Raw genomic sequence first — 22,559 nt, 5'->3', positions numbered from 1 at the left:
TCCCCAAAGAATAGCGAACGATCGCTTTGTTTTTGAGCCCCTTGCGGGCCGTGCATCGGTTTTGGCAAGTCCCGGCGCCTGGCGGCCAAGAGCGTGAAGCACCCGGCGAGGAAGGCGGGTTGACCGGGGCGGGGCGGTGGACGCGCTGGTCAGCGGTGTGCGCCCGAGGCGGGCGGGCCGGCTGCCGCGCGGTGCCAGAGCCGTCCCAGCCGCTGCCGGACGTCCGCCCGGGCCGCCGGGTCGCCGCCGCCCAGGGGGACGATTCCACGCCGCAGCGCCTCCGAGCCGACCACCAGGCAGTGGGCCAGGGCCTCCAGGTCCGCGCTGTCGAGGCCGGGGTCACCGGCGTCGGCGCCTTCGGCCGCGGGCGCGGCGGTCCGTTCGCGGGCCAGCCGGTCGCGCAGGTCGGGGCTCCAGTCCGCGTGCCAGTTGCCGGGCGACTCCGGCTGCTCCCAGGTCAGCCGGGCCGCCGCCCGCACGCTCGGCTCCTCGTCCAGCAGGCGGGTCAGCGTGTCGATCAGCTCGACGACGCCCGCCGCGGGCCGGCCGTCCGCGCCGGAGGCCCGGGCGACCGCCGTCCGGGTGAGTGCGGCCGCGTGCGCGCGGACCGCGTCCGCCAGCGCGGCCTTGGAGGGGAAGTGGAAGGTGAGCGCCCCCATGGTGACCCCGGCGGTCTGGCTGATCCGGGCCAGCGAGGTGCCCGCGTAGCCGTGCCGGTCGAACTCCGTGGCGGCGGCGTTCAGCAGCGTCCGGTGGGTGTGCTGGGCGCGTTCCTGCTTCATCGCGCACCGCCGGTCCGGTCGGCGGGCCCTCGCCGCGCGTGGGCGTCCGTGCCGCCGGCCGCTCCCGGGCGACAGGGCCGGAGGGCTCCGCGGTGCCGCGCCGTCAGGGCTGTCCGGGGGTGAGGGGGGACGAACCACATGGCCGCCGAGGCTCCTTCGCGCAGTCGGGGCGCCGGCGCGTGCCGGCGCGGTGACACGCCGACGCTACGCCCCGGCCTGCCGCACATGCGCGGTATCGCCCGGATCCTCCGGCAGCTTTGGCACTTCCTTTGCAAATGCCCGCAAAGGCACGGAGGTTGGGCCATTCAGGACGTTCACGACCGGTCCCCGCCGGACGCCTCGAAGGACGCTCCGACGGAGGCCCCGCCGGACGCCCCGAAGGAGGCCCCGCCGGACGCCCCGGCGAGGTGCGACCGGTACCAGGGCGCGGCCTCGGCGAGCCGGTGCAGCGGGCCAGGCCCGGGGTCGGTGCCGGTCAGCCGCCAGATCTCCTCGCTGCGGTACCAGTGGTGACGGGCCAGCAGTTCGAACTGCCGCTCGCTGTGCACCCCGGGCACCCGGCCGAGTTCGGCGGTGCAGCGCTCCCACGGCCAGTTCGCGTCGGGCACCGCCGGAAGCACCCCGTGGTCGGCGAGCGCCGCCAACAGCTCGGCGGTGGTGACGGGTCGGGGGTGCCCGGCGTGGTGCACCCCGTGCACCCCAGCCGGGACGGCTGCCTGGTCCGGTGCGACGGCGAGGTCCGCGATCAGCCGGGCCAGGTCCGTCACCGCGACCAGCGAGAGCAGCGCCCCGCCGCCGTCCCAGCGGGCCGGCACCCGGCGGAGCAGGTCCGCCAGGCAGGGCACCACCCAGCGGTCGCCCGCGCCGAGCACCAGCGGTGCGCGCAGCACCACCGCCCCGGCCTCCAGGGCGGCCCCTTCACCGGTCAGCCGGGTGCGGCTGGCCGCCGAGACGGGCGCGGGCGCCACCTCGTCCACGCCGATACCGCGGTGCGGACCGGCCCCGTACACCGCGGCCGTAGAGAGGTGGACGATCCGGCCGACCCCGGCCCGTCCGGCCTCGGCCAGCAGCGCCCGGGTGCCGTGCACATTGACGGCGGCGCACTCCTCCTCGGGGCCGCTCACCACCGAGGCGAGGTGGATCAGCACCTCGGCGCCCTCGGCCGCGCCGCGCAGCGTCGCCGGGTCGGCGAGGTCCGCCGCGACCGGAACGGTGCCGGCCGGCGCGGACGAGCGGGTGAGCGCCCGGACCTCGCCGACCCCGGGCAGCGCGCGCAGTGCGGCCAGGACGGCGGAGCCGATGAAGCCCCCCGCCCCGGTCAGCAGGACGACGGGCCCCTCGGCGCCCGCCCGCCCGCCGCCCCGTCCCCGGCCGGGCCCTCGCCCGTTCTCCCGCTCGTTCCCCCGTGTCGCCCTCCGTGCCCCGGTCATGCCGGCTGCTTCCCGTGCTCCAGGAGGGACGCGCGCAGCTCGGCGACCACCGGCGCGGGCGCGATGCCGGGCAGGAGGAACCACCACAGCTGGACGATCCGCTCCGGCAGGTCGGCGCGCCCGGTGCGCAGGTGGGACATGACCTGCGAGCCGGTGTACGCCGCGACCAGGACCTGCGCGAGCTCCTCGATCACGACGTCGTTGAGCAGTTCACCGGCCTGCCGGGCGGCCTCCAGCTCGGCGCGGAACTGTTCGGCCCACATCTCGTACGGGGTGAAGTCGCGCAGTCCGAGCTGCCCCTGCTCGACGGCGAGGGTGACGCCGGCGCGCAGCAGCACGTTCTCCCGCAGTTCGTCGGCCAGGTAGAGGGTGATCCGCACGAGCTGGCGCAGACCCGTCGGCTGCCCCGGCAGGTCCAGGTCGGAGGCCTGCTCGTCCATGACCGCCTTGGCGAGATCCTCCTTGGACTTGAAGTGGAAGTACATCGCCCCCTGGGTCGTCCCGGCCAGGTTGATGATTTTGCTGACGCTGGACCCGCTGTAGCCGTACTCGTCGAAGATCTGCGCGGCGGCCTTCAGGATGGTCTCGCGGGTGCGTACGGCTCTCTCCTGCATGGCTCTCGCCACGAGTAGCTCCAAACTCCTCGACAAACAAAAAGAACGACCTCTATGTTATTGGTCCGGGGCGCCCGGCGTACACACCGGAGCACCGATCTTTCGCCAGCCTGTGGCCACTCTGGGGGAGTGCATCCATGTTTCGCACAGTCCACAGCACCATCCTGACCAACGACGCCGACGCGATCGGGCCCGTCGAGGGGGAGGCCGCGGGCGCGGCCGCCACCACGGCGGTCACCGGTACGGCCGCCGTGCCGGTCACGGTGCCGGTCGCCGTACCCAAGGAGTACGTGCACAAGCGGGCGGCCGAGGAGGTGCTGCTGACCGGCTGGGAGCAACGCGCCGAGGACTCCTACCGGATCACCGCGCGGTGGCCGCGCGACCACCGTGCCTACGGCGTCCGCGACGGTCACCACGACCCGATGCTACTGGTGGAGACGATCCGTCAGACGTTCCCGCTGCTCTCGCACGTGGCGTTCGACGTCCCGATCGGCCACCAGCTGATCTGGGACCACTTCGGCTACGCGCTGATCCCGGACGGCCTGCGGGCCGACGCGGGCGACCCGGACTCGCAGCAGAGCGGCACCGTCCCGCCGCAGCGCGTCGCCGGGGACCCCGCCGCCCGCGCCCGGCAGGCCGGCGAGGGGCACGACGAGGTGCAGGTCGACGCCGTCTGCCAGGACGTGGTCCGCCGCGGCAACCGGGTGGCCGCGCTGACGCTCGCCTACGTGGTCAGCCGGGACGGCGTGCCGATCGCCACCGCGCAGAGCCGCTTCACCGTCCAGACCCCGGCCGTCTACCGCCGCCTGCGCGCCGACAAGGGCGACGCCGCCGAGATGATGGCCCGCGCCGTCCCGCTGCCCGCCCCGATCCAGGCCGCCCGGGCCGGCCGCGCCCTGCCGCACGAGGTGGCGCTCTCCGCCGGCGACCGCGCCCGGCGCTGGCAGCTGCGGGTGGACACCCGCCACCCGGTCCACTTCGACCACCCGGTCGACCACGTGCCCGGCTCGCTGCTGCTGGACGCCGCCCGGCAGGCCGCGCAGGCGCTGCACCACCGGACGCCGGTGATGGCCGTCGCCATGGAGTGCGACTTCGGCCGCTACGTCGAGCTGGACGAGTCCTGTCTGGTCGAGGTGACCCCGCTGCCGCGCGACCCCGCCCGCCGGGACCGCGTCGGGGTGATCCTCCAGCAGGGCGCGGGCGACCCGTCCTGTTCGATCATCGTCACCGTGGCGCCGCTCACCACGGACTGACGGTGCGGGTGGGGGAGTGCCGTCCCCGCACCCGCGCGGGCCCGCCGGTCCTTCCCGTCGGCGGGCCCGTCCTCCCCTCGTTCACGCCTGCCGGGCCGTCCTCCGGGCGAGCAGCAGCCCCGCCGCCGCGCACGCGAGCGCCGGCAGCAGCAGCGCCGCCCCCGCCCGGCCCGGGGAGCCCGCGAAGGCCCCCAGCACCGCCACCCCGAGCGTGGCCCCCACCTGCCGGCCGGCGTTCAGCAGCCCGCCGGCCGTGCCCGCCGCCCCCTCCGGCGCCGTCGACACCACCGCCGTCACCAGGGCCGGCAGCGCGAACGACACCCCGGACCCCGCGCCCAGCAGCCCCACCGCCAGCAGTGGGTACGGCGCCCCGGCCGCCACCGAGGCCGCGGTCACCAGGCACCCGCCCGCCAGCAGCGCCAACCCGCCCACGGCGGGCCGCCACGGTCCGGTCCGGGCGACGATCCGCCCGGTCAGCAGCGGGTTGAACCCCGGCGGCAGGGTCATCGGCAGGAACGCCGCCCCGGCCGCCACCGGGGACAGCCCCCACCCGTCCCGCAGCAGCAGCGGCAGCAGGAACAACAGCCCCAGCAGGGCGAAGTTCGCCGCCGCCCCGGCCAGCAGCACCCGCCGCATCCCGGGTGCCCGCACCACGTCCGCCCGCAACACCGGGGCGCGGCTGCGCCGTTCACGCCGGACGAAGACCGCTCCGGCGAACAGCGCCGCCCCGCCCGACCAGCCGGCCCGCGCCCACGCCCCCGCGCCGGCCCCGATCAGCGCGTCGGTGGCCGCCGCCAGCGTCGCGCAGGCCGCGAGCTGCGTCCACCAGTCGACCGGCGGCCCGCCGCCCGGGCAGCGCACCACCCGGCCCGCGGTGAGTGCCAGCACCAGCGCGGTCAGCGGCACATTCGCCCAGAACACCGCCCGCCAGCCGCCCAGGCCGACCAGCACCCCGCCCGCCACCGGCCCGAAGGCCATCGCGCAGCCGCTGACGGCCGCCCACACCGCGACCGCCCGGGCCCGCTCGGCCGCGTCCGGGTGGAGCCGGGCGATCATCGCCATGCTCGCCGGCACCGCGGCCGCCGCCGCGATCCCCAGCAACGCCCGCAGCGCCACCAGGGCCGGCAGGCCCGGCGCGAGCGCGCTGAGCAGCGAACCCGCGCCGAACGCCGCGATCCCCCAGCGGAACGCGCGGTGCGCGCCGTACCGGTCGGCGATCGCGCCGCCGGACAGCAGCACCGCCCCGAACGCCACGCTGTACCCGGTCACCACCCACTGCAGCCCGGCCGTCGAACTCCCCAGCGAAGCCGCGAGATCGGGCTCGGCCACCGACAGCACGGTGGTGTCCAGCAGCACCGCGAAGTACCCCATCGCGATCCCGGCGAGCGCGCGGCCCCGTCCCTCGTGTCCCTTCGGCATGCCGCCCACCCTGCGGCCCCGGCCGCCCCGCGCTCCACCGCCCGCCCCGGACCCCGCGTTCGGGCAACCCGAACGCGGCGGGCCGTACCCTGGACTCCCGCGTCGGACACCAGGGGGACGGACCGCGCATGGAACTCAGACAGCTCCGCACCTTCGAGGCGGTCGTCGTCCACCGCACCGTCACCGACGCGGCCGTCGCGCTGGGCCTCGCGCCCTCCTCCGTCTCCGAGCAACTGCGCACCCTGGAACGCTCGCTGGGCACCGCGCTGTTCGAGCGCTCACCGCGCGGCATGACGCCGACCCGGGCCGGCCACCGTCTGCTGCCCTGGGCCCGCCGCCTGCTGGACCAGGCCGAGCAGGCCCGCCGCGAGGTCGCCGGCACCCGCCCGGTGCTGCGGCTCGGCGCCCTGGAGACGGTCGCCGCCACCCACGCGCCCCGGATCCTCGCCCGGCTCGCCGAACGGCACCCGGACCTCGACGTCGCCCTGCACACCGACGCGGCCCGGGACGGCCTGCTGCACGGGGTCGCCGCCGGGAGCGTGGACGCCGCGCTCCTCCTGGACACCGCCGGTCCGCTCGGCGAACTCGGCTTCGCCCTGCCGCCGGTCCCCCTCGCCCACCTCGACCTGGAGGACGTCCCGCTCGCCCTGGTCGCCGCCCCCGGATCCCCCGCCACGGGTCAGAGCCTGCTGGTGAACGCCTCCGCCTGCTCCTTCCGCCTCGCCGCCGACCGCCTCTTCGGCCCCGAGGTCGAACGCGTCCACACCGGCGGCGTGGCCACCACCCGCGCCTGCGCCGAACGCGGCCTCGGCATGGCCCTGCTCCCCGAGTTCGCCGTCCGCGACCAGCTCGCCACCGGCACCCTGCGCCGCCTCACCCCCGCCACCCCGGTCCCCCCGCTCCACCTCCGCCTGGTCTGGCGCGCCGACCGCGAAGCCCTCCCCGCCGTCCGCGACGCCCTCTACGCCGCCGCCAGCCCCCACTGACACCCACTCCGACCACCCACCCGCCCCCTGCACCCGCCCGACGCCCCACCCCCGCCGCAACCACCGGCTTCCCGCCTCTGCGCGGATTGCTTCGGCAGGGTCCCTGTACTGGGTCAGGGTGGCGGGATTTGAACCCACGGCCTCTTCGTCGCGAAGCAATATGGGCACCCATCCAGCCTCGGCGGGGAGCGCCACTGACCTGCCTGAACGGTCCTGAGCGTCCGTAGCTGTTCGCCGAGCGAAGGTCCCGCATAGCACAGTTAGACGCTCACCGCTACTGACTGCCCGCCGAGCGTGGGACTGCTCTGCCTCTAGCTCAAACGTCTCACCTCCACCATGCATCTCTTGTAGTATCACCCCACTGTTGATCAACTTAGGGGCGGGATCGCGCAATGGACTTTGAGGTTGCCGACTTTTCGAATGCCGCAGAGTACTTCGGTGGCGCAGGGAAAGGAGATTGGCTAGAAATTGAATCCATCCTCCATGAGCTGCGCCTCCAGCTCCAGCCGAGCGGTCAAGATGGGATCGTCGGAGAGCCGAACTTCGACCCAAAGGCCACGAATAGGATTCTCACTAATAGCGCTTCATTGCTCGGTTGGGAGAAGGTTCCCGTTCCTGTCGATCTAAAGTCGGCTTTCGGGGCTGATTGGGACGCAGGGAAGCATGCCACGCTTGTCGAGTGGCAGTTTTCCAACTATCCGTTCCTTTGGAATAATATTATCCGCAGCCAAGTTGCGGCTCGAAATTCTTTGCGGCTGACCGGGTTGACCAGCCCGCCGGAAGCCCTCATTATTGTTACGAAGAGCGGCTGTTTGCCTGCATCGCAGAGCACCTTGTACTTTGAGCAGGCGCGCGCTCAAGTTAGGATTGTTTCCGAAGCCCTAGACCTGGATATTGCAATCCGTCTTGTAGGGTTGAATGTCCCGGTTGGGGAGACGTCAATCACTGCTGATTGGAATACTTACCCGGACCACAGGTCGAGGGTCGTCTTGGGCAGTACTTCGCGCGACTTTTCGGTTTCATGGACTCGACGTTCGAGGGCTGCCTATCCTATTGCGCGGATAGCTTTGAGGTGATTATCCCTACAAGGAGAAGGGTGGCTCCCATATCGGCGGCCGGCCTCTTTTTGTAGACTAATCGAATAGGCTGGGGTTTTTGGTGTTCTTGCTGGGTTGTGCAGGAAGGCTAGGGAGTCCATCTGAGATCCCTCGCAGGCGTTCGCCGAACGCACCCTCCTCTATGGCGAGGCGCTTTTCGAGTTCCTCCAGGTGGTGCTGCTCGTCGAAGCGCCTCGACTTGCCGCGCGAGGTTGGGGCCTTTCCAACCTGGACTTGGAAGCGGAAATTCTCGGCAGGCTGGCCGGTTCGGTCAGCATAGTCGCGAAGGGTCTTCAGGTTAGGGAAGGTGCCGTTTTCGTCTGGAGTGCCAGCGATTCTTTGAAGAGCAATCGCATGGTACTGAGGATCGAGCTCCGCCCCCATGTATCGTCGGTCATGGTCCCGCGCAACAACTGCCACAGTTCCCGTCCCCATGTAGGGGTCGAGAACCACATCGCCCGGCTTGGTGGTCGCAAGAAGCATGCGCGTGACCATATCTTCCGGAAATTGCGCCGGATGGATAGTCTGTTCCTCGTGATTATGCTTCACATTCTGGAAGAGCCAGATGTCGCCAGGATTCTTTCCGAGCGGATTGCAGGTCAGTTCACCCTTGTTGTCACCCCGCCATGACTTTTTATTCTGATACTTCTGGGGGACGCGAATTTCGTCCAAGTTGAACTTGTAATCGTCGCTCTTGGAGAACCAGAGAATGGTCTCGTGGCGCGCCGAAAACTTATTCTTTGCATGCAGGCCGTGGGGGCGAACCCAAACAATGCGGTTGCGTGGGATTAGGTTGAAATCTTCCAGGATTGGAAAGAACCGAACATCCAGTGGAATGTGGACGCCTCGATCTGCGTAAACACCGACCTGCCAAAAGATTGAGCCGGTTGGCTTAAGGATGCGCGCGCACTCACCCAGCACCTGTCGCTGAATTTCCAAGTAGCTTGAAAGCTCGGCTCGCGACTCGTAGGACTTGCCAATGTTGTACGGCGGCGACGAGATGATGGTGTCGACGCTCTCACTTTGGAGGCCTCGCAGCCAGGTCAGGCAGTCGCCCAGGTGAATTCGATCTAGGTCTTGTGTTTGCATGTCGTTCACTGGGGCCATCTTCCGCCGGGGTCGTTCGCTGCTCAGGCGCCTCAGTGTAGGCGAGGTTGGTGGGTTACGAGTGGTGTGCGCGGCCGATTGAGGTTCTTCCAACACATCTACGCCCTGATGCACCGCTCCCTGTTGCCATCCCACGGTGCCACAGCCCACTGACATGTGGAGCTGACTGTTCCTAAGGCCAGGTAGAGTGCCCTGCTGCCTGAAGCAACCTAGGCGTGGGCGCCGACGTGAGGCATGAGCGCAGCTGTGGATCGATGCTCCTTGGTGTTCACGGCGATTCCCTGTGGCTCCCCTTCTCACCTGGTACGGCTGAGGCCCAGCACCACCCGCGACCCGACCACCATCACGACCATGGAGCCGCACCCGTGCACCCGCCCCTCGGTCACCTGCGAGAGAGGGCCGGGGTTCGGGGCGGAGCCTATGTTCTGCGCCGCCAGCGGGTTCTGGTCGTACGTCCCAATCTGCCGACTGGCCACGGTGCGCGGTCGGGCCGCCGCCGGGAGCGGGCTGTAAGACAGCAGCGACATCGCGCCGCGCGTTGGCGCACCGCAAGCCCACCGCCGCCTACACGGTCCCGCTCCGCCGGGAAGTTGCCAAGCGCGCCGGACTGACGCAGCGGGAGTTCAAGGACTTCGCCCGCATCTCGTTCGGCAAGGTCGCCGAGTACCAGAAACGCGGCGCCATCCACTTCCACGCCGTCATACGCCTCGACGGCCCCGAGGGCGGTGACACGCCCCCGCCTTCCTGGGCCTCCGCCGAGCTGCTGACCGACGCCATCCGCGCGGCCGCCCGCCGCACCGACATTCCCGGTCCGGACCTCGACGGCCGACAGCTCCGCTTCGCCTTCGGCCGCCAGCTCGACGTCCGCACCATCCGCGGCTCCGACTTCACCGGCGCCGCCCAGATCACAGATCGCGCCGTCGCCGCCTACATCGCCAAGTACGCCACCAAGGGCGCCGAGACCGCCACCGGTACGCTCGACCGCCCCGTGCGCCTGCTCGCCGAGATCGCCCAGCACGACATCCCCGAACACGCCCGCCGGCTCATCCGCACCTGCTGGAACCTCGGCGCCCGGCCCGAACTCGCAGACCTCCGCCTTCGCGCCTGGGCCCACATGCTCGGCTTCCGGGGCCACTTCTCCACCAAGACCCGCAGGTATTCCACGACCCTGGGCGCCCTTCGCGACGCGCGCATCGCCTGGCGCCGTGCCCAGACCCTCGAACGCCTGCACGGCCCCGACGCCCCGGCCGCCGCCGACACCACACTCGTTCTCGCCCACTGGGTCTTCGCCGGCCTCGGCCTCACCCGTGGTGAACAGTGGCTCGCCGCCGCCATCCAACCCGCACCCCGTACGGAAGGAGAACCCACTCGTGGCTGACGTGATGACCAGACCCGCCCTCTACCGGGTGGCGGACGCCGTGGAAGTCCTCAACCTGAGCCGGACGGTGATCTACGACCTCATCCGCACCGGCCGCCTCCGGACGGTCAAAGAGGGCCGTTCGCGCCGCATACCCGCCTCGGCCATCGCCGACTACGTCGCGCTGCTGGAGCGCGAAGCGAGGGGCTGACGTTGACCAAGCGCCGCAGCAGGGGAGACGGTGGCCTTCACTGGGACGAGAATCGACAGCGCTGGATCGCGACGGCCAACCTCGGCTTCGACCCGAGCGGCAAGCGCATCACCAAGCGCGGGAGCGGCAAGACCAAGACCGAGGCGAAGAACAAGCTCAAAGAGGTCCTGCGGGACTTCGAGGACGGCTTGGCCATCGCGCCCACGAACTACACGGTGGCGAACGCGGTGAACGACTGGCTCGCCTTCGGCCTCGCCGGCCGGGACGAGAAGACCCTGGAGACCAGCAAGATCCTCTGCCTCAACCACGTCATCCCGGCTCTCGGCGCTCGCAAGCTCCGGGACCTCAGCGCGGAGGACGTGGACCGCTGGCTGGCGGACAAGGCGAAGATCCTCAGTACCCGCACCCTCCAGGCCCTCCACTCCTGCCTGAACCGGGCCGTCAAACGCGCCATGGCGCGGGACAAGGTCAAGCGCAACGTCGTCGAGCTCTGCTCCGTCCCCACCGGACAGCCGGGCCGGCCGTCGAAGTCGCTGACCTTCGCTCAGGCTGAGGCGGTCCTGAAGGCGGCCGAGAAGACCTCGATGCATGCCTACATCGTCGTTTCCCTCCTCACCGGCGCCCGGACGGAGGAGCTTCGCGCGCTCACCTGGGATCACGTCTTCCTCAAGGGTCAGCCCGCGGCCACGCCGCCGGTCCCGCCGCACATGGCGGTGTGGCGCTCGGTCCGTGCGTCGGGCGATACCAAGACCCGGAAGTCCCGCCGGACGGTCGCGCTGCCGGCCCGCTGCGTCGAAGCGCTCTGGGACCACTGGGTGGATCAGGGCTGGGACCGGCTCGCCGCCGGGGACAAGTGGGAGGAGAACAACCTGGTCTTCCATTCGGCCGTCGGCACCGAGCTGGACCCGTCCATGTCCGCCGGGCGTTCCGGGCCGCCATCGGCACGGCGGAAGGGATCAACGCCGCCGACTGGACCCCTCGTGAGCTACGCCACAGCTTCGTGTCCCTGCTCTCGGACAGCGGCGTGCCCCTGGAAGAGATCTCCCGCCTGGTCGGCCACTCCAGTACGGCGGTCACCGAAGAGGTCTACCGCCACCAGATCCGTCCAGTGATCCAGACGGGCGCCACGGTCATGGATGACCTGTTCGCCGAGCACCCTGAGGCTTAGTCACTCAGTTGGACACGCACAACGCCAGAGGGCCTACCGGATTTCTCCGATAGGCCCTCTGGACTGGGTCGGGGTGGCGGGATTTGAACCCACGGCCTCTTCGTCCCGAACGAAGCGCGCTACCAAGCTGCGCCACACCCCGGTCTTTCTGTTTGTCGCTCCGTCTCCTTCGCGACGAGTAGAACTCTACCGGACGCTCGCCGAGAGACGAAATCCGGTATCTCGGCGAGCGGGGTGGGAGGGTCAGCGGGGGGCCGGGGTGAGGGTGAGGAGGGTGGCCTCGGGGGGGCAGGCGAAGCGGACGGGGGTGTAGCGGTTGGTGCCGCAGCCGGCCGAGACGTGGAGGTAGGAGCGGCTGCCGCCGGCCTGGTGGGTGGAGAGGCCCTTGACCCGCTTGGCGTCGAGGTCGCAGTTGGTGACCAGGGCGCCGTAGAAGGGGATGCAGAGCTGGCCGCCGTGGGTGTGGCCGGCGAGGATCAGCGGGTAGCGGTCGGCCGCGAAGGCGTCGAGGACGCGCAGGTAGGGGGCGTGCACGACGGCGAGGGAGAGGTCGGCGTCGGCGGAGGGGCCGCCGGTGACCTCGCTGTAGCGGTCGCGGCGGATGTGCGGGTCGTCCAGGCCGGTGAACTCCAGGTCGAGGCCGCCGACGGTCAGGCGGCCCCGGGTGTTGGTGAGGTCGAGCCAGCCGGCCGCGTCGAAGCCGTCGCGCAGCTTCTCCCACGGGTTGTGGACGGCTCCGGAGATGCCGCGGGCGGCGGTGCCGTCGGGGTTGTTCATGCCGTGGACGCCGCTGCGCATGGCCTGGAGGTAGCGGGCCGGGTTCTTGCGGGCCGGGCCGTAGTAGTCGTTGGACCCGAAGACGTAGACGCCGGGGAACTCCATCAGCGGCCCGAGCGAGTCCAGGACGGCCGGGACTCCGAGCGGGTCGGAGAGGTTGTCGCCGGTGTTGACCACCAGGTCGGGGCGCAGGCCGGCGAGGCTCTGGAGCCAGCGCTGCTTCTTGGCCTGGTTGCTCACCATGTGGATGTCGGAGACCTGCAGTACCCGGAGGGGGCGGGCGCCCCGGGGGAGGACCGGAACCTCGACGCGCCGGAGGCGGAAGGAACGGACCTCGTACCCGGCGGAGTAGGCGAGGCAGGCGGCGCCGGTGGCGGCGATTCCGAGGGGAACGGAGTACAGCGGTCGCATCGTTCCATGCTCTCAGACGGCGGATCAGCAGGTGAACTGCCGGTGCTCACAGGGGGACGCGCGGGGTCACTCCTCGGGCTGTCCGCGCCGGGCGCGCAGGGCCCGGACCTTGTGGCGGTTGCCGCAGCGCTCCATCGAGCACCAGCGCCGCCGCCCGGGCCGCGAGGTGTCGACGAAGAGCAGCCGGCAGTCGTCGGCGCCGCACTCGCGGACCCGGTCCGCGTGGGGGCCGGTGAACAGGGCGATGGCGTCGCGGGCGACGGCGGAGGCGAGCTGGTCGCCGTCGCCGGGCAGGGGCGGCGCCGGGGTGCCGTCCGGGGCAATCTGCGGGGCGAGCGGGGGCAGGGCGGCGGCCCGGTTGAGCACGGCGTAGTCGGCGGGGTCCCCGGCGGCCGGGCCGGGGGTGGCGCGGGCCGCGGTGAGCCGCCAGAGGGCGTCCCGCAGGGCGCGGACGGCGGTCAGCTGGCCGTCGGTGATCCGGACGGCGCCGGGCGGCAGGGCGAGCCGGGACCGCCCGGCCCAGTCGGCCAGGTCGGACGGCCGGTGGAGCACCTCGTAGCGGGCGTACGGGCCGGGGCCGCCGGTGGGCAGCAGCTCCAGGCAGAGCGTGCCGGGGTCGAAGTGGAACCGCGTTCCGCCGGGGGAGTGCAGGACCAGGCCGGGGGCTCGCTCGTCGGTCATGTAACCACTTTAAAGGGGGAGACCGGGTGCGGGGAGGGCGCGGGGGAGGCCGGGTGACGGGAGCGGCACGGTTAATGGTGGGCGGCGGAACGTCGCAGGTGGGAGACTCGGGGCCATGACCACGCTCAAGGAGCAGCTGCAGGAGGACCTCACGGCTGCCATCAGGGACCGGGACGAGCTGCGCTCGTCCACCATCCGGCTCACGCTGGCGGCCGTCACCAGCGAGGAGGTGGCGGGCAAGGCGAAGCGCGAGCTCTCCGACGCCGACGTGCTCAAGGTGATCGGCCGGGAGGCGAAGAAGCGCCGGGAGGCCGCCGAGGCCTTCGACACCGCCGGCCGGGCCGAGCAGGCCGCCCGGGAGCGGGCCGAGGGCGAGCTGCTGGCCGGGTACCTGCCCAAGCAGCTGTCCGACGAGGAGCTGGCGGCGATCGTGGCCGCGGCCGTCGCGGAGAGCGGGGCGAGCGGGCCGCAGGGCATGGGCGCCGTGATGAAGCTGGTGCGGCCGAAGGTCGAGGGCCTGGCCGAGGGCGGCCGGGTGGCCGCCGCGGTGAAGTCCGCGCTCGCCGGCTGAGCCCGCCGGGAGCCGGCCGGTCCTACGGAAAGAGGGGCGCCCCCCGAGCGATCAGCTCGGGGGGCGCCCCTCGTCGTCCGGCGGACGTCCGCTCAGTGGCGGCCGTGCCCGTTGCCGTTGCCGTTCCCGTTGCCGTTCCCGTCACCGCCGCCGATGACGCCCGGCGGGAAGGTGAAGCCGCCGCCGATCACACCGCCCGCGTTGGTGCCGGGGACGGCGGGGTTCTGGGCCGGCGGCGGGTTGCCGCCCGCGTTCGGGTCGGCCGGCGGGCTGGCCGGGGCGGTGGCGTTCGGGTCCGGCTTGGGGGCCGGGTCCGGGATGTCGACGGTCTGGAAGTTCTCCTTGGGCGAGCCCTTCAGCGCGCCGTCCATGGCCATCTTCCAGATCGGGCCGGGACCGGTGGCGCCGAAGACGCCGTCGGAGCCGTAGTAGGTGTCGCCGATCTTCATGTTCTTCATCTCGACGCCGCCGGTCGGGCCGCCGATCCAGACCGCGGTCGCGAGCTGCGGGGTGTAGCCGCTGAACCAGGCGGCCTTCTTCTTGTCGGTGGTACCGGTCTTGCCGGCGATCTGGCGGCCGTCCTCCAGGCCGAGGGTGGCGCCCGTGCCCTTCTCGGTCACGTTGAGCAGGACGGTGTTCATCGCGTCGGCGGTCTGCTCGGAGAAGGCCTGGGTGCAGCTGGTCTGCGGGACCTTGACGTCCTTGCCGTCGACGGTGGTGATCTTGTTGATCGCGATCGGCGTGCAGTGCTTGCCGCGGGCGGCGAAGGTCGCGTAGACGTTTGCCATGGTCAGCGGCGACATCTCCTTGGTGCCCAGGGTGATCGAGGGCACGACGTCGATCTTGTCACCGGAGGCGGTGGCGGTGATGCCCAGCTTGTCGAGCATCTGCTTGACGGGGCAGAGCCCCATCTCCTGCTCCATCTGGACGAAGTAGGTGTTGACCGAGAGGGCCATCGCCTGCTTCAGCTCGTAGGGGCCGACCTCGCTCTTGCTCTCGTTCGGGACGTAGCGCTTGTCGCCCCGCTCGGTGTTCTTCCAGGTGCCTTCGCAGGTCTTCATCGTCGGCCACTCGATGCGGTTCTCGGACGGGTACGCCTTGGTGGGCGGCATGCCGTTCTCCAGGGCGGCCGCGGCGATGATCGGCTTGAACGTCGAGCCGGGCTGGAAGCCGTTGCCGCCGCCCATCGCCGCGTCGACGTTGAGGTTGACGACGGTCTGGTTCTTGGCCGGCTCCAGGCCGTACGGGCGGGTCTGGGCCATCGCCAGGATCTTGCCGGTGCCCGGCTCCATCATGGTCGCGGCGGCCGAGACCGGGTCGGTCACCTTGACCTTGGTGGTGACGGCGGCCTGGGCGGCGGCCTGCTTGTCCGGGTCGAGGGTGGTGTAGATGTTCAGGCCGCCCTGGTCCCAGAACTTCTTGCGCTCGGCGGCGTTCTTGCCGAACACCGGGTCCTGCTTGACCACGTGCCGGACGTAGTCGCAGAAGAAGCCCATGCCCGCCTGGGCGGTGATGCAGCCGTTCTGCGGGTCCTTGTACTTCAGGCCCAGCGGAGCGGCCTTGGCCTCCTTGGCCTGCTCCGGGGTGACGTGCTTGTTCTCGACCATCTTGTCGATCACGACGTTGCGCCGCTTCACCGCGTTGTCCGGGAAGCGCACCGGGTCGTACTGCGAGGGGTTCTGCACCAGGCCGGCCAGGGTGGCGGCCTCGGCGATGGTGAGGTCCTTGTTGGACTTGCTGAAGTAGCGCTGGGAGGCGGCCTCGATGCCGTACGCCTGGTGGCCGTAGAAGGTGATGTTGAGGTAGTTGGTGAGGATCTGGTCCTTGGTCAGGTCCTCCTCCAGCTTGATCGCGACCTTCAGCTCCTGGATCTTGCGGCCCAGGGTCTTGCGCTGGGCCTCCAGGACGGCGGCCTGGTCGTCGCCGGCCTTCTCGACGTTGACGTTCTTCACGTACTGCTGGGTGAGCGTCGAGGCGCCCTGGGAGGCGGTGCCGCTCTCCGCGTTCTTGCTGATCGCGCGGAGCACGCCCTTGAGGTCGACGGCGCCGTGCTCGTAGAAGCGGGCGTCCTCGATGTCGACCTGGGCCTGCCGCATGTACGGCGACATCTGGTCGGCGGTGAGGACGGTGCGGTCGCGCTCGTACACCTTGGCGATCAGGCCGCCCTTGGCGTCGAAGATCTGGGTCGCCTGGGTGAGCGGCGGGGTCTTGAAGTCGTCCGAGATGTTGGAGAAGCCCTCCGCCGTGTTCTTGGCGGTCAGCCCGAGCGCGCCGACGGCGGGCAGGGCCATGCCGGCGAGCAGGACGCCGGAGAGCACGCTGACCCCCAGGAACTTCACTCCGTGTCCCGCGTAGTCCAGCGGTGACCCGCGGCGCTTGCCGCGCGGAGCTCCGGTGTTGCCGGGGGGCGGGGATGCCTGGGGGAGCTTCGGTGCCATGAGGAGAACCCTACGTTGCCGAATGCCATACACCGGGGCAGGTGTTCGCCTACGCTTGTCACAAGCTTGCGACAGCTTCGCTGCGTCAGCATCGATCACTCTTGTGAGTGATGAGAATTGCCCGAATTGCCCGCCCCTGGTGTGCTTTTGAGGCAGCTGTCGCCCGCTGCACCGCTGTGTCCGGTAGCGCTGAGTGACGAACCGCGTGGCGAGAGTGGCGCCCGTCGGGTCGGCAAGGCTTGCGACCTGCGATCACTCCAACGAGTGAGCTGATCGCCACCCATAGTCCAATTGGGTCATTCGAGATTGAGCCCGAAGGGGCTGTTGCAACCTGTCGTTCTTCCGTAACGTCCTCAACTGGCAACGGTGAATATGCCGTTGCCGCCGTGGGGGAGCCTCGATTCGGGAGAGGACGGCGCCGGCATGGGCTGGGTAGACGACTGGAGTGCGCAGGCCGCCTGCCGCACGAGCGATCCGGACGAACTGTTCGTCCAGGGGGCGGCGCAGAACCGCGCCAAGGCGGTGTGCAGCGGGTGCCCGGTGCGCACGGAATGCCTGGCGGACGCGCTGGACAACCGGGTGGAGTTCGGGGTCTGGGGCGGGATGACCGAGCGCGAGCGCCGGGCGCTGCTGCGCCGCCGGCCGACCGTGATCTCGTGGCGCCGGCTGCTGGAGACGGCGCGCACCGAGTACGAGGCCTCGCTGGCCACCGGCGTGATACTGACGGACTACGCCCAGGCGGGCTGAGCCCCCGGGGCGGTCACCGCGGGCCGGCACGACGTCCGCGGACCGACGCCGCAGCGGACGGTCGGGCCGCCGGAGAACGGTCGGGCCGCCGGAGAGCAGGCGGCTCGCGAGAGAACCGCCGTGGCAGCAGCAACAGGACGGTCGGTCGGCCCGGGCTGGGGGGCCCGGGCCGGACCGGCGTCCGGGGCCGGCGTCAGCCGGTGGAGCCGCTGAGCCGTTCGCCGATCGCCCGCAGTCCCTCCAGGTCGTGGACGTCCCCGGGCAGCGCGGCCACCTCGACGATCGGCACGTCCGGGTAGACCGCGACGAAGCGGTCGCGGGTCCGGCGCTCGCGCACCATCACCTGCATCCGCTCGGCGTGCAGCCGCAGCAGCCCGGCCGCGAGCAGCTCGGCCTCCGGCGAGGCGTGCTCCGCGCCGTTCTCCTCCAGGGCCTCGGCGGCGGCCAGCGCCCGTTCGGCGGTGAGTTGCGGCGCGCCCGTCCCGTGCACCCGGTTGAGCACCAGCCCGGCCAGCGGCATCCGGTCGGCGGCCAGCCGGTCCACGAAGTACGCCGCCTCGCGCAGCGCGTCCCGCTCCGGCGCGGCCACCACCAGGAACGCCGTGCCCGGCGCCTGGAGCAGCTGGTACGTGCGGTCCGCGCGCTCGCGGAAGCCGCCGAACATCGAGTCCATCGCGCTGACGAAGGTCTGCACGTCGGTCAGCAGCTGGGCGCCGAAGATCTTGCCGAGGGTGCCGGTGAACAGGCCCATCCCGGCGTTCAGGAACTTCATCGCGGACCGGCCGCCGACCTTGGCCGGCGCGGTCAGGATCCGGATCACCTTGCCGTCCAGGAAGGACCCGAGCCGGTTCGGGGCGTCCAGGAAGTCCAGCGCGGAGCGCGAGGGCGGGGTGTCGACGACGATGAGGTCCCACTCCTCGGCCGCCCGCAGCTGGCCGAGCTTCTCCATCGCCATGTACTCCTGGGTGCCCGCGAAGCCGGCCGACAGGGACTGGTAGAAGGGGTTCTCCATGATCGCGCGGGCCCGCTCGGGCTCGGCGTGGGCGAGCACGACCTCGTCGAAGGTCCGCTTCATGTCGAGCATCATGGCCTGCAGCTCGCCCTCGCCGCTCACGCCCTTGACGATCCGCGGGGTGTTGTCGAGCTCGGTCAGCCCCATCGACTGCGCCAGCCGGCGGGCCGGGTCGATGGTCAGTACGACGACCTTGCGGCCGCGCTCGGCGGCCCGCAGGCCGATGGCCGCCGCGGTGGTGGTCTTGCCGACGCCACCGGAGCCGCAGCAGACGATGATCCGGGTCTTCGGGTCGTCGATCAGCCCGTCCACGGCGAGCCGGCTGCCGTCGTCACCGTTCGCCCCGCCGCCCGCGACGCCGTTCACACCGCCGCCCGCGCCGCCGTTCGCCCCGCTGCTCCCGCTGTTCCGCCCGCTCACGCTGCCCCCTGACGCTTCAGTTCGCCCGCCAGCCGGTAGAGCCCGCCGAGGTCCACGCCCCCGCCCAGCAGCGGAAGTTCGTACGTCGGGAGCTTCAGCTGCTGCAGGTCGGCGCGCCGCGCGCGCTCCAGCTCCACCCGCTCGGCGTGCTCCCTGGCCTGGTCCAGCAGCGGGTCGAGCAGCGGCTCGACCGCCGCCCGGACGGTCTCCGGCTTGCGCGAGCGCCCGCCGAGCCCGGCCTCGCCGAGGGCCAGCGCGACCTCCTCGCGGTGGTCGCCGTCCACCGCGGCCACCGCCGCCGCGTCCAGCACCGGCGGCCGGACCATGTTGACCAGCACCCCGCCCACCGGCAGCCCCGCCTCGTGCAGCTCGGCGAAGCCGTCCACGGTCTCCTGGACCGGCATCTCCTCCAGCAGGGTGACCAGGTGCACGGCGGTCTCCGCCGACTTCAGCACCCGCATCACGGCCTGCGCCTGGCTGTGGATCGGGCCGATCCGGGCCAGGCCCGCCACCTCGGAGTTGACGTTCAGGAACCGGGTGATCCGCCCGGTCGGCGGCGCGTCCATCACCACCGCGTCGTACCGGCGCCGCCCGTCCGGGCCCTTGCGGCGGGCGGCCTCGCAGGCCTTGCCGGTCAGCAGCACGTCCCGGACGCCAGGGGCGATGGTGGTCGCGAAGTCGACGAAGCCGACCTTCTGCAGCGCCTTCCCGGCCCGGCCGAGCTTGTAGAACATGTCGAGGTACTCAAGGAGTGCCTGCTCGGTGTCGATGGCCAGCGCGTGCACCTCGCCGCCCGCCGCCGCGGCGCCGTCCTGGGCCGGCAGGCCGAGCTGGGCCGGGGTGACCGAGGCGATCCGGCGCTCCTCGTAGGGCAGCGCCGCTATGCCGAACAGTTCGGCGATGCCCTGCCGGCCCTCCACCTCGATCAGCAGCGTCCGGTGGCCCTGGGCGGCGAGCGCCAGCGCCAGCGCTGCGGCCACCGTGGTCTTCCCGGTTCCGCCCTTGCCGCTGACCACGTGCAACCGCACGCCCTCCCAGTCGGGATCGCGCCGGGCCGCCTGGCCGGGGGTGCGTGCCACGCTCCGTCTCCGTCCGTCTCCGAGGGCCGGCACCTCGCGGGTGCCCTCCCGCGAGGGTAACCAGGGACCGCGCCGGATGCCGGGAGTACCCCGGGGGCCGGACCTGAATCATGCCCGCTTTGTGGGCCACCTCACACGCCCGAGCGCGCCGGGGCGCGGGCACGGTCCACGCCGGGGCGCGGACCGTGCCGGTCCGCCGGGACGGAGCGTCTAGAGTCTGGCCATGACCAAGTGGGAATACATGACGGCACCCCTGCTCGTGCACGCCACGAAGCAGATCCTGGACAACTTCGGCGAGGACGGCTGGGAGCTCGTCCAGGTCGTACCGGGCCCGAACCCGGAGCAGCTGGTGGCCTACTTCAAGCGGGAGAAGCAGGCATGAGCAAGGTCGAGGAGAAGCTCGCCGAGCTGGGTCTGACCCTGCCGCCGGTGGCCGCCCCGGTCGCCGCCTACGTGCCCGCGGTGCGCACGGGTGAGTTCGTCTTCACCTCCGGCCAGCTGCCGATGGTGGGCGGCAAGCTGCCGAACACCGGCAAGGTCGGCGCCGAGGTCACCCCCGAGGAGGCCAAGGAGCTCGCGCAGATCTGCGCGCTGAACGCGCTGGCCGCCGTCAAGTCGGTGATCGGCGACCTCGACCTGGTCGAGCAGGTCGTCAAGGTGGTCGGCTTCGTCGCCTCCGCCCCCGACTTCACCGGCCAGCCCGGCGTGATCAACGGCACCAGCGAGCTGCTCGGCAAGGTGCTCGGCGAGGCCGGTGTGCACGCCCGCAGCGCGGTCGGCGTCACGGTGCTGCCGCTGGACGCCCCGGTCGAGGTCGAGCTGCAGGTCCGCGTCCGCGCCGGAGCCTGAGCCCCACCCGGACGCGAGGACCCGCCGGGGCGGGGAAGGACAACGGATCACCCCTGTCCAACCCCGCCCCCGGGCGCTTAGCATCCGGGCATGGACCAGCGAGCAAGGACGCTCCCGATGCCGCCCGGCTGGCCTGCCCGGATCCGGGCGGCCGACGCGGGCGAGCTGACCCCGCCCGTGCCGAAGCCGTCCGCCACCGTGGTGCTGCTCAGGGACACGGCCGCGGGCGGGGGGCCCGAGGCGTACCTGCTGCGCCGCCGCACCTCGATGGCGTTCGCCGCCGGGATGTACGCCTACCCGGGCGGCGGGGTGGACCGGCGGGACGCCGAGGCGGAGATCGGCTGGGCCGGTCCCGGTCCGCGGGCCTGGGCCGAGCGGCTCGGCGTGGACCCGGCGACCGCGCAGGCGGTGGTCTGCGCCGCGGTCCGCGAGACCTTCGAGGAGGCCGGTGTCCTGCTGGCCGGCCCGGACGCCGGCAGCGTCGCCGAGCCCCGCGACTGGAGCGCCGAGCGCGCCGCGCTGGAGGCCCACGAACTCTCCTTCGCCGGCTTCCTGCGCGAACACGGCCTGCTGCTGCGCAGCGACCTGCTGGCCGGCTGGGCGCGCTGGATCACCCCGGCGTTCGAGGAGCGCCGCTACGACACCTGGTTCTTCGTCGCCGCCCTGCCGCCCGGGCAGGACGCCGCCCTGGAGGTCGGCGAGGCCGACCGGGTCGCCTGGCTCACTCCGGCCGAGGCCGTCCGCGGCCACCAGGAGGGCCGGTTCGGCATGCTGCCGCCCACCGTCACCGTGCTGCGCGAACTGCTGCCGGTGCGCAGCGCCGCCGAGGCGCTGGCGGCGGCGGCCGGCCGCTCGCTGGAGCCGGTGCTCGGCCGCGCGGAGGTGCGCGGCGAGCGGCTGACCGTCCGCTGGCCGGGGTACGACGAACTGACCATCGACGGCACCTTTCCCGAGGAACGCGTCGGCTGACGCCGCGCTCCTCCTCGCCCGCACCACCCGCTCATGCCCGTTCCCCTTCTTCTTCCCGGAAAGGACCGACGCCCGATGACCCACAATGACGTGGCTCGCCGGACGGCACCCGAGATGCCCGCCCGCAGCCTGACCCCGCGCACCCCGGCCTGTGACGACAGCGGCCCGGTCCGCTTCACCGAGGTGGCCCAGCGCGCCCTCGTCCGGGCGCTGCCCCTGCGCCTGTTGCACCGCGACGGAGAGGGCGGCCGGTGAGCGGACTCCTGCCCGGTGACCCCGCCGCCGCCATCGGCGGCGAGGCCACCGCCCGTGCGCACTGCGTGCTGGCGCCGAACCCGTCCCCGATGACCCTGGACGGCACCAACACCTGGCTGCTCGCCGAGCCCGGCTCGGACCTCGCGGTGGTGATCGACCCGGGCCCGTTGCACGAGGGCCACCTGCGCCGGGTGATCGAGACCGCCGAGCAGCGGGGCCTGCGGGTGGCGCTCACCCTGCTGACCCACGGGCACGCCGACCACTCCGAGGGCGCGGCCCGGTTCGCCGAGCTGACCGGCACCGAGGTCCGCGCGCTGGACCCGGCGCACCGGCTCGGCTCGGAGGGCCTCACCCACGGCCAGCGGCTGGACGTCGGCGGTCTCGACCTGCGGGTGGTCGCCACGCCCGGCCACACCTCGGACTCGCTGACCTTCCACCTGCCCGCGGACGGCGCGGTCCTCACCGGTGACACCGTGCTCGGGCGCGGCACCACGATGGTCGCCCACCCGGACGGCCGGCTCGGCGACTACCTGGACTCGCTGCGCCACCTGCACACCATGGCCGCCGAGCACGGCGTGCGGACGGTGCTGCCCGGCCACGGGCCGGTGCTCGCGGACGCGCTCGGCGCGGTGGACTACTACCTGGCGCACCGGGCCGGCCGGCTGGCCCAGGTGGAGACGGCGGTCGAGGCCGGCTGCCGGACGGCCGCCGAGGTGGTGGCCCGGGTGTACGCGGACGTGGACCGCGCGCTGTGGCCGGCCGCCGAGCTGTCGGTCCGCGCCCAGCTGCAGTACCTGCGCGAGCACGGGCTCATTCCGGACTGACGCCCGTCCGGCCGCGCCCCGGCCGTACGCGAAGGGCCCGTACGCTCCGGCGTACGGGCCCTGTCGCGAGCGGTGCGCGGTTGCGCCGCCGGTGGCTGCGCC

The 22,559-nt window shown here is 72.0% G+C and carries 21 protein-coding genes, 1 tRNA gene and 2 pseudogenes; 13 read left to right on the top strand and 11 right to left on the bottom strand.

Translation table 11 applies throughout. The annotated features are described in order from the left end of the window. Positions 1-149: 149 nt before the first annotated feature. From ACF1AK_RS06325 to ACF1AK_RS06315, 3 genes are all read right to left on the bottom strand, one after another. On the bottom strand, positions 150-782 hold the full coding sequence (locus ACF1AK_RS06325) for a TetR family transcriptional regulator (protein ID WP_391497600.1): 633 nt from the start codon (positions 780-782) through the stop codon (positions 150-152). 314 nt (positions 783-1,096) lie between these two features. Then, positions 1,097-2,212, bottom strand: coding sequence for an NAD-dependent epimerase/dehydratase family protein (locus tag ACF1AK_RS06320; protein WP_391497599.1), 1,116 nt, complete (start codon positions 2,210-2,212; stop codon positions 1,097-1,099). Then, positions 2,209-2,826 carry a ScbR family autoregulator-binding transcription factor gene (locus tag ACF1AK_RS06315; protein WP_391497598.1) on the bottom strand — a complete coding sequence of 206 codons (618 nt, stop codon included), beginning with the start codon at positions 2,824-2,826 and terminating at the stop codon, positions 2,209-2,211. The genes ACF1AK_RS06320 and ACF1AK_RS06315 overlap by 4 nt, the downstream gene beginning before the upstream one ends. A gap of 137 nt (positions 2,827-2,963) precedes the next feature. Between ACF1AK_RS06315 and ACF1AK_RS06310 the strand changes: the two genes are divergently transcribed. After that, positions 2,964-4,079, top strand: a complete 1,116-nt coding sequence (locus ACF1AK_RS06310) for an AfsA-related hotdog domain-containing protein (RefSeq protein ID WP_391497597.1) — start codon at positions 2,964-2,966, stop codon at positions 4,077-4,079. An 81-nt stretch (positions 4,080-4,160) separates the two neighbouring features. Here ACF1AK_RS06310 and ACF1AK_RS06305 read toward each other — a convergent pair whose 3' ends face one another. Then, positions 4,161-5,498, bottom strand: a complete 1,338-nt coding sequence (locus ACF1AK_RS06305) for an MFS transporter (protein ID WP_391497596.1) — start codon at positions 5,496-5,498, stop codon at positions 4,161-4,163. 128 nt (positions 5,499-5,626) lie between these two features. Here ACF1AK_RS06305 and ACF1AK_RS06300 point away from each other — a divergent pair, with 128 nt between their 5' ends. Next, positions 5,627-6,484: a LysR family transcriptional regulator gene (locus tag ACF1AK_RS06300; RefSeq protein ID WP_391497595.1), complete on the top strand. Its 858-nt coding sequence runs from the start codon at positions 5,627-5,629 to the stop codon at positions 6,482-6,484. 392 nt (positions 6,485-6,876) lie between these two features. Continuing rightward, the gene (locus tag ACF1AK_RS06295) at positions 6,877-7,560 is read left to right on the top strand and encodes a hypothetical protein (RefSeq protein WP_391497594.1); all 684 of its coding nucleotides are present in this window, start codon (positions 6,877-6,879) and stop codon (positions 7,558-7,560) included. A 57-nt stretch (positions 7,561-7,617) separates the two neighbouring features. On the opposite strand, the gene ACF1AK_RS06290 is transcribed toward ACF1AK_RS06295, so the two are convergent. Then, positions 7,618-8,670, bottom strand: coding sequence for a DNA-methyltransferase (locus ACF1AK_RS06290; RefSeq protein WP_391498032.1), 1,053 nt, complete (start codon positions 8,668-8,670; stop codon positions 7,618-7,620). Between the two features lie 583 nt (positions 8,671-9,253). Here ACF1AK_RS06290 and ACF1AK_RS06285 point away from each other — a divergent pair. The 3 genes and pseudogenes from ACF1AK_RS06285 to xerC all read left to right on the top strand — a co-directional run. Next, positions 9,254-10,066, top strand: a pseudogene (locus ACF1AK_RS06285) (replication initiator); the annotation flags it as partial. Beyond that, a complete protein-coding gene (locus tag ACF1AK_RS06280) occupies positions 10,059-10,256 on the top strand; it encodes a helix-turn-helix domain-containing protein (protein ID WP_391497593.1) in 198 nt (65 codons plus the stop codon). The pseudogene ACF1AK_RS06285 and the gene ACF1AK_RS06280, both read left to right, overlap by 8 nt. A gap of 2 nt (positions 10,257-10,258) precedes the next feature. After that, positions 10,259-11,424 (top strand): annotated as a pseudogene (gene xerC / locus ACF1AK_RS06275) (tyrosine recombinase XerC). Positions 11,425-11,492: 68 nt separating this feature from the next. Here xerC and ACF1AK_RS06270 read toward each other — a convergent pair. The 3 genes from ACF1AK_RS06270 to ACF1AK_RS06260 all read right to left on the bottom strand — a co-directional run bounded on the left by ACF1AK_RS06270 (position 11,493) and on the right by ACF1AK_RS06260 (position 13,293). Continuing rightward, positions 11,493-11,566, bottom strand: a tRNA-Pro gene (locus ACF1AK_RS06270). 101 nt (positions 11,567-11,667) lie between these two features. Next, positions 11,668-12,612 (bottom strand): metallophosphoesterase, encoded by a 945-nt coding sequence (locus ACF1AK_RS06265; protein ID WP_391497592.1) that lies wholly within the window; start codon positions 12,610-12,612, stop codon positions 11,668-11,670. A 66-nt stretch (positions 12,613-12,678) separates the two neighbouring features. Continuing rightward, a complete protein-coding gene (locus ACF1AK_RS06260; protein ID WP_391497591.1) occupies positions 12,679-13,293 on the bottom strand; it encodes a CGNR zinc finger domain-containing protein in 615 nt (204 codons plus the stop codon). A gap of 115 nt (positions 13,294-13,408) precedes the next feature. Between ACF1AK_RS06260 and ACF1AK_RS06255 the strand changes: the two genes are divergently transcribed. Next, the gene (locus tag ACF1AK_RS06255; RefSeq protein WP_391497590.1) at positions 13,409-13,864 is read left to right on the top strand and encodes a GatB/YqeY domain-containing protein; all 456 of its coding nucleotides are present in this window, start codon (positions 13,409-13,411) and stop codon (positions 13,862-13,864) included. A 92-nt stretch (positions 13,865-13,956) separates the two neighbouring features. On the opposite strand, the gene ACF1AK_RS06250 is transcribed toward ACF1AK_RS06255, so the two are convergent. Further along, positions 13,957-16,302 carry a transglycosylase domain-containing protein gene (locus ACF1AK_RS06250; protein ID WP_391497589.1) on the bottom strand — a complete coding sequence of 782 codons (2,346 nt, stop codon included), beginning with the start codon at positions 16,300-16,302 and terminating at the stop codon, positions 13,957-13,959. A gap of 423 nt (positions 16,303-16,725) precedes the next feature. Here ACF1AK_RS06250 and ACF1AK_RS06245 point away from each other — a divergent pair, with 423 nt between their 5' ends. After that, positions 16,726-17,049, top strand: a complete 324-nt coding sequence (locus ACF1AK_RS06245; protein WP_344338874.1) for a WhiB family transcriptional regulator — start codon at positions 16,726-16,728, stop codon at positions 17,047-17,049. Between the two features lie 193 nt (positions 17,050-17,242). Here the strand turns inward: ACF1AK_RS06245 and ACF1AK_RS06240 are convergent, their stop codons facing one another. Beyond that, positions 17,243-18,427 carry an ArsA family ATPase gene (locus ACF1AK_RS06240; RefSeq protein WP_391498031.1) on the bottom strand — a complete coding sequence of 395 codons (1,185 nt, stop codon included), beginning with the start codon at positions 18,425-18,427 and terminating at the stop codon, positions 17,243-17,245. A gap of 50 nt (positions 18,428-18,477) precedes the next feature. After that, complete coding sequence (locus tag ACF1AK_RS06235) at positions 18,478-19,560, bottom strand: ArsA-related P-loop ATPase (RefSeq protein ID WP_391497588.1); 1,083 nt, start codon at positions 19,558-19,560, stop codon at positions 18,478-18,480. A 223-nt stretch (positions 19,561-19,783) separates the two neighbouring features. Between ACF1AK_RS06235 and ACF1AK_RS06230 the strand changes: the two genes are divergently transcribed. The 5 genes from ACF1AK_RS06230 to ACF1AK_RS06210 all read left to right on the top strand — a co-directional run bounded on the left by ACF1AK_RS06230 (position 19,784) and on the right by ACF1AK_RS06210 (position 22,457). Next, positions 19,784-19,942: a DUF4177 domain-containing protein gene (locus ACF1AK_RS06230; RefSeq protein ID WP_350541473.1), complete on the top strand. Its 159-nt coding sequence runs from the start codon at positions 19,784-19,786 to the stop codon at positions 19,940-19,942. After that, positions 19,939-20,409 (top strand): RidA family protein, encoded by a 471-nt coding sequence (locus ACF1AK_RS06225; RefSeq protein WP_344338870.1) that lies wholly within the window; start codon positions 19,939-19,941, stop codon positions 20,407-20,409. Before ACF1AK_RS06230 ends, ACF1AK_RS06225 begins: the two co-directional genes overlap by 4 nt. 90 nt (positions 20,410-20,499) lie before the next feature. Further along, positions 20,500-21,378 (top strand): NUDIX hydrolase, encoded by an 879-nt coding sequence (locus ACF1AK_RS06220; RefSeq protein WP_391497587.1) that lies wholly within the window; start codon positions 20,500-20,502, stop codon positions 21,376-21,378. A 75-nt stretch (positions 21,379-21,453) separates the two neighbouring features. Beyond that, complete coding sequence (locus ACF1AK_RS06215) at positions 21,454-21,633, top strand: hypothetical protein (RefSeq protein WP_380294548.1); 180 nt, start codon at positions 21,454-21,456, stop codon at positions 21,631-21,633. Continuing rightward, on the top strand, positions 21,630-22,457 hold the full coding sequence (locus tag ACF1AK_RS06210) for an MBL fold metallo-hydrolase (protein ID WP_391497586.1): 828 nt from the start codon (positions 21,630-21,632) through the stop codon (positions 22,455-22,457). The genes ACF1AK_RS06215 and ACF1AK_RS06210 overlap by 4 nt, the downstream gene beginning before the upstream one ends. Positions 22,458-22,559: the final 102 nt, after the last annotated feature.

The organism is Kitasatospora sp. NPDC015120, assembly GCF_043080305.1.
Lineage (GTDB): Bacteria > Actinomycetota > Actinomycetes > Streptomycetales > Streptomycetaceae > Kitasatospora.
This window is presented reverse-complemented; position numbering and strand designations above follow the sequence as displayed.

Bases quoted from the DNA above. Each gene is read 5' to 3' on its own strand.
- ACF1AK_RS06325 (WP_391497600.1), bottom strand. From the start codon at position 782: ATGAAGCAGGAACGCGCCCAGCACACCCACCGGACGCTGCTGAACGCC.
- ACF1AK_RS06320 (WP_391497599.1), bottom strand. From the start codon at position 2,212: ATGACCGGGGCACGGAGGGCGACACGGGGGAACGAGCGGGAGAACGGG.
- ACF1AK_RS06315 (WP_391497598.1), bottom strand. From the start codon at position 2,826: ATGCAGGAGAGAGCCGTACGCACCCGCGAGACCATCCTGAAGGCCGCC.
- ACF1AK_RS06310 (WP_391497597.1), top strand. From the start codon at position 2,964: ATGTTTCGCACAGTCCACAGCACCATCCTGACCAACGACGCCGACGCG.
- ACF1AK_RS06305 (WP_391497596.1), bottom strand. From the start codon at position 5,498: ATGCCGAAGGGACACGAGGGACGGGGCCGCGCGCTCGCCGGGATCGCG.
- ACF1AK_RS06300 (WP_391497595.1), top strand. From the start codon at position 5,627: ATGGAACTCAGACAGCTCCGCACCTTCGAGGCGGTCGTCGTCCACCGC.
- ACF1AK_RS06295 (WP_391497594.1), top strand. From the start codon at position 6,877: ATGGACTTTGAGGTTGCCGACTTTTCGAATGCCGCAGAGTACTTCGGT.
- ACF1AK_RS06290 (WP_391498032.1), bottom strand. From the start codon at position 8,670: ATGCAAACACAAGACCTAGATCGAATTCACCTGGGCGACTGCCTGACC.
- ACF1AK_RS06265 (WP_391497592.1), bottom strand. From the start codon at position 12,612: ATGCGACCGCTGTACTCCGTTCCCCTCGGAATCGCCGCCACCGGCGCC.
- ACF1AK_RS06260 (WP_391497591.1), bottom strand. From the start codon at position 13,293: ATGACCGACGAGCGAGCCCCCGGCCTGGTCCTGCACTCCCCCGGCGGA.
- ACF1AK_RS06255 (WP_391497590.1), top strand. From the start codon at position 13,409: ATGACCACGCTCAAGGAGCAGCTGCAGGAGGACCTCACGGCTGCCATC.
- ACF1AK_RS06250 (WP_391497589.1), bottom strand. From the start codon at position 16,302: ATGGCACCGAAGCTCCCCCAGGCATCCCCGCCCCCCGGCAACACCGGA.
- ACF1AK_RS06245 (WP_344338874.1), top strand. From the start codon at position 16,726: ATGGGCTGGGTAGACGACTGGAGTGCGCAGGCCGCCTGCCGCACGAGC.
- ACF1AK_RS06230 (WP_350541473.1), top strand. From the start codon at position 19,784: ATGACCAAGTGGGAATACATGACGGCACCCCTGCTCGTGCACGCCACG.
- ACF1AK_RS06225 (WP_344338870.1), top strand. From the start codon at position 19,939: ATGAGCAAGGTCGAGGAGAAGCTCGCCGAGCTGGGTCTGACCCTGCCG.
- ACF1AK_RS06220 (WP_391497587.1), top strand. From the start codon at position 20,500: ATGGACCAGCGAGCAAGGACGCTCCCGATGCCGCCCGGCTGGCCTGCC.
- ACF1AK_RS06215 (WP_380294548.1), top strand. From the start codon at position 21,454: ATGACCCACAATGACGTGGCTCGCCGGACGGCACCCGAGATGCCCGCC.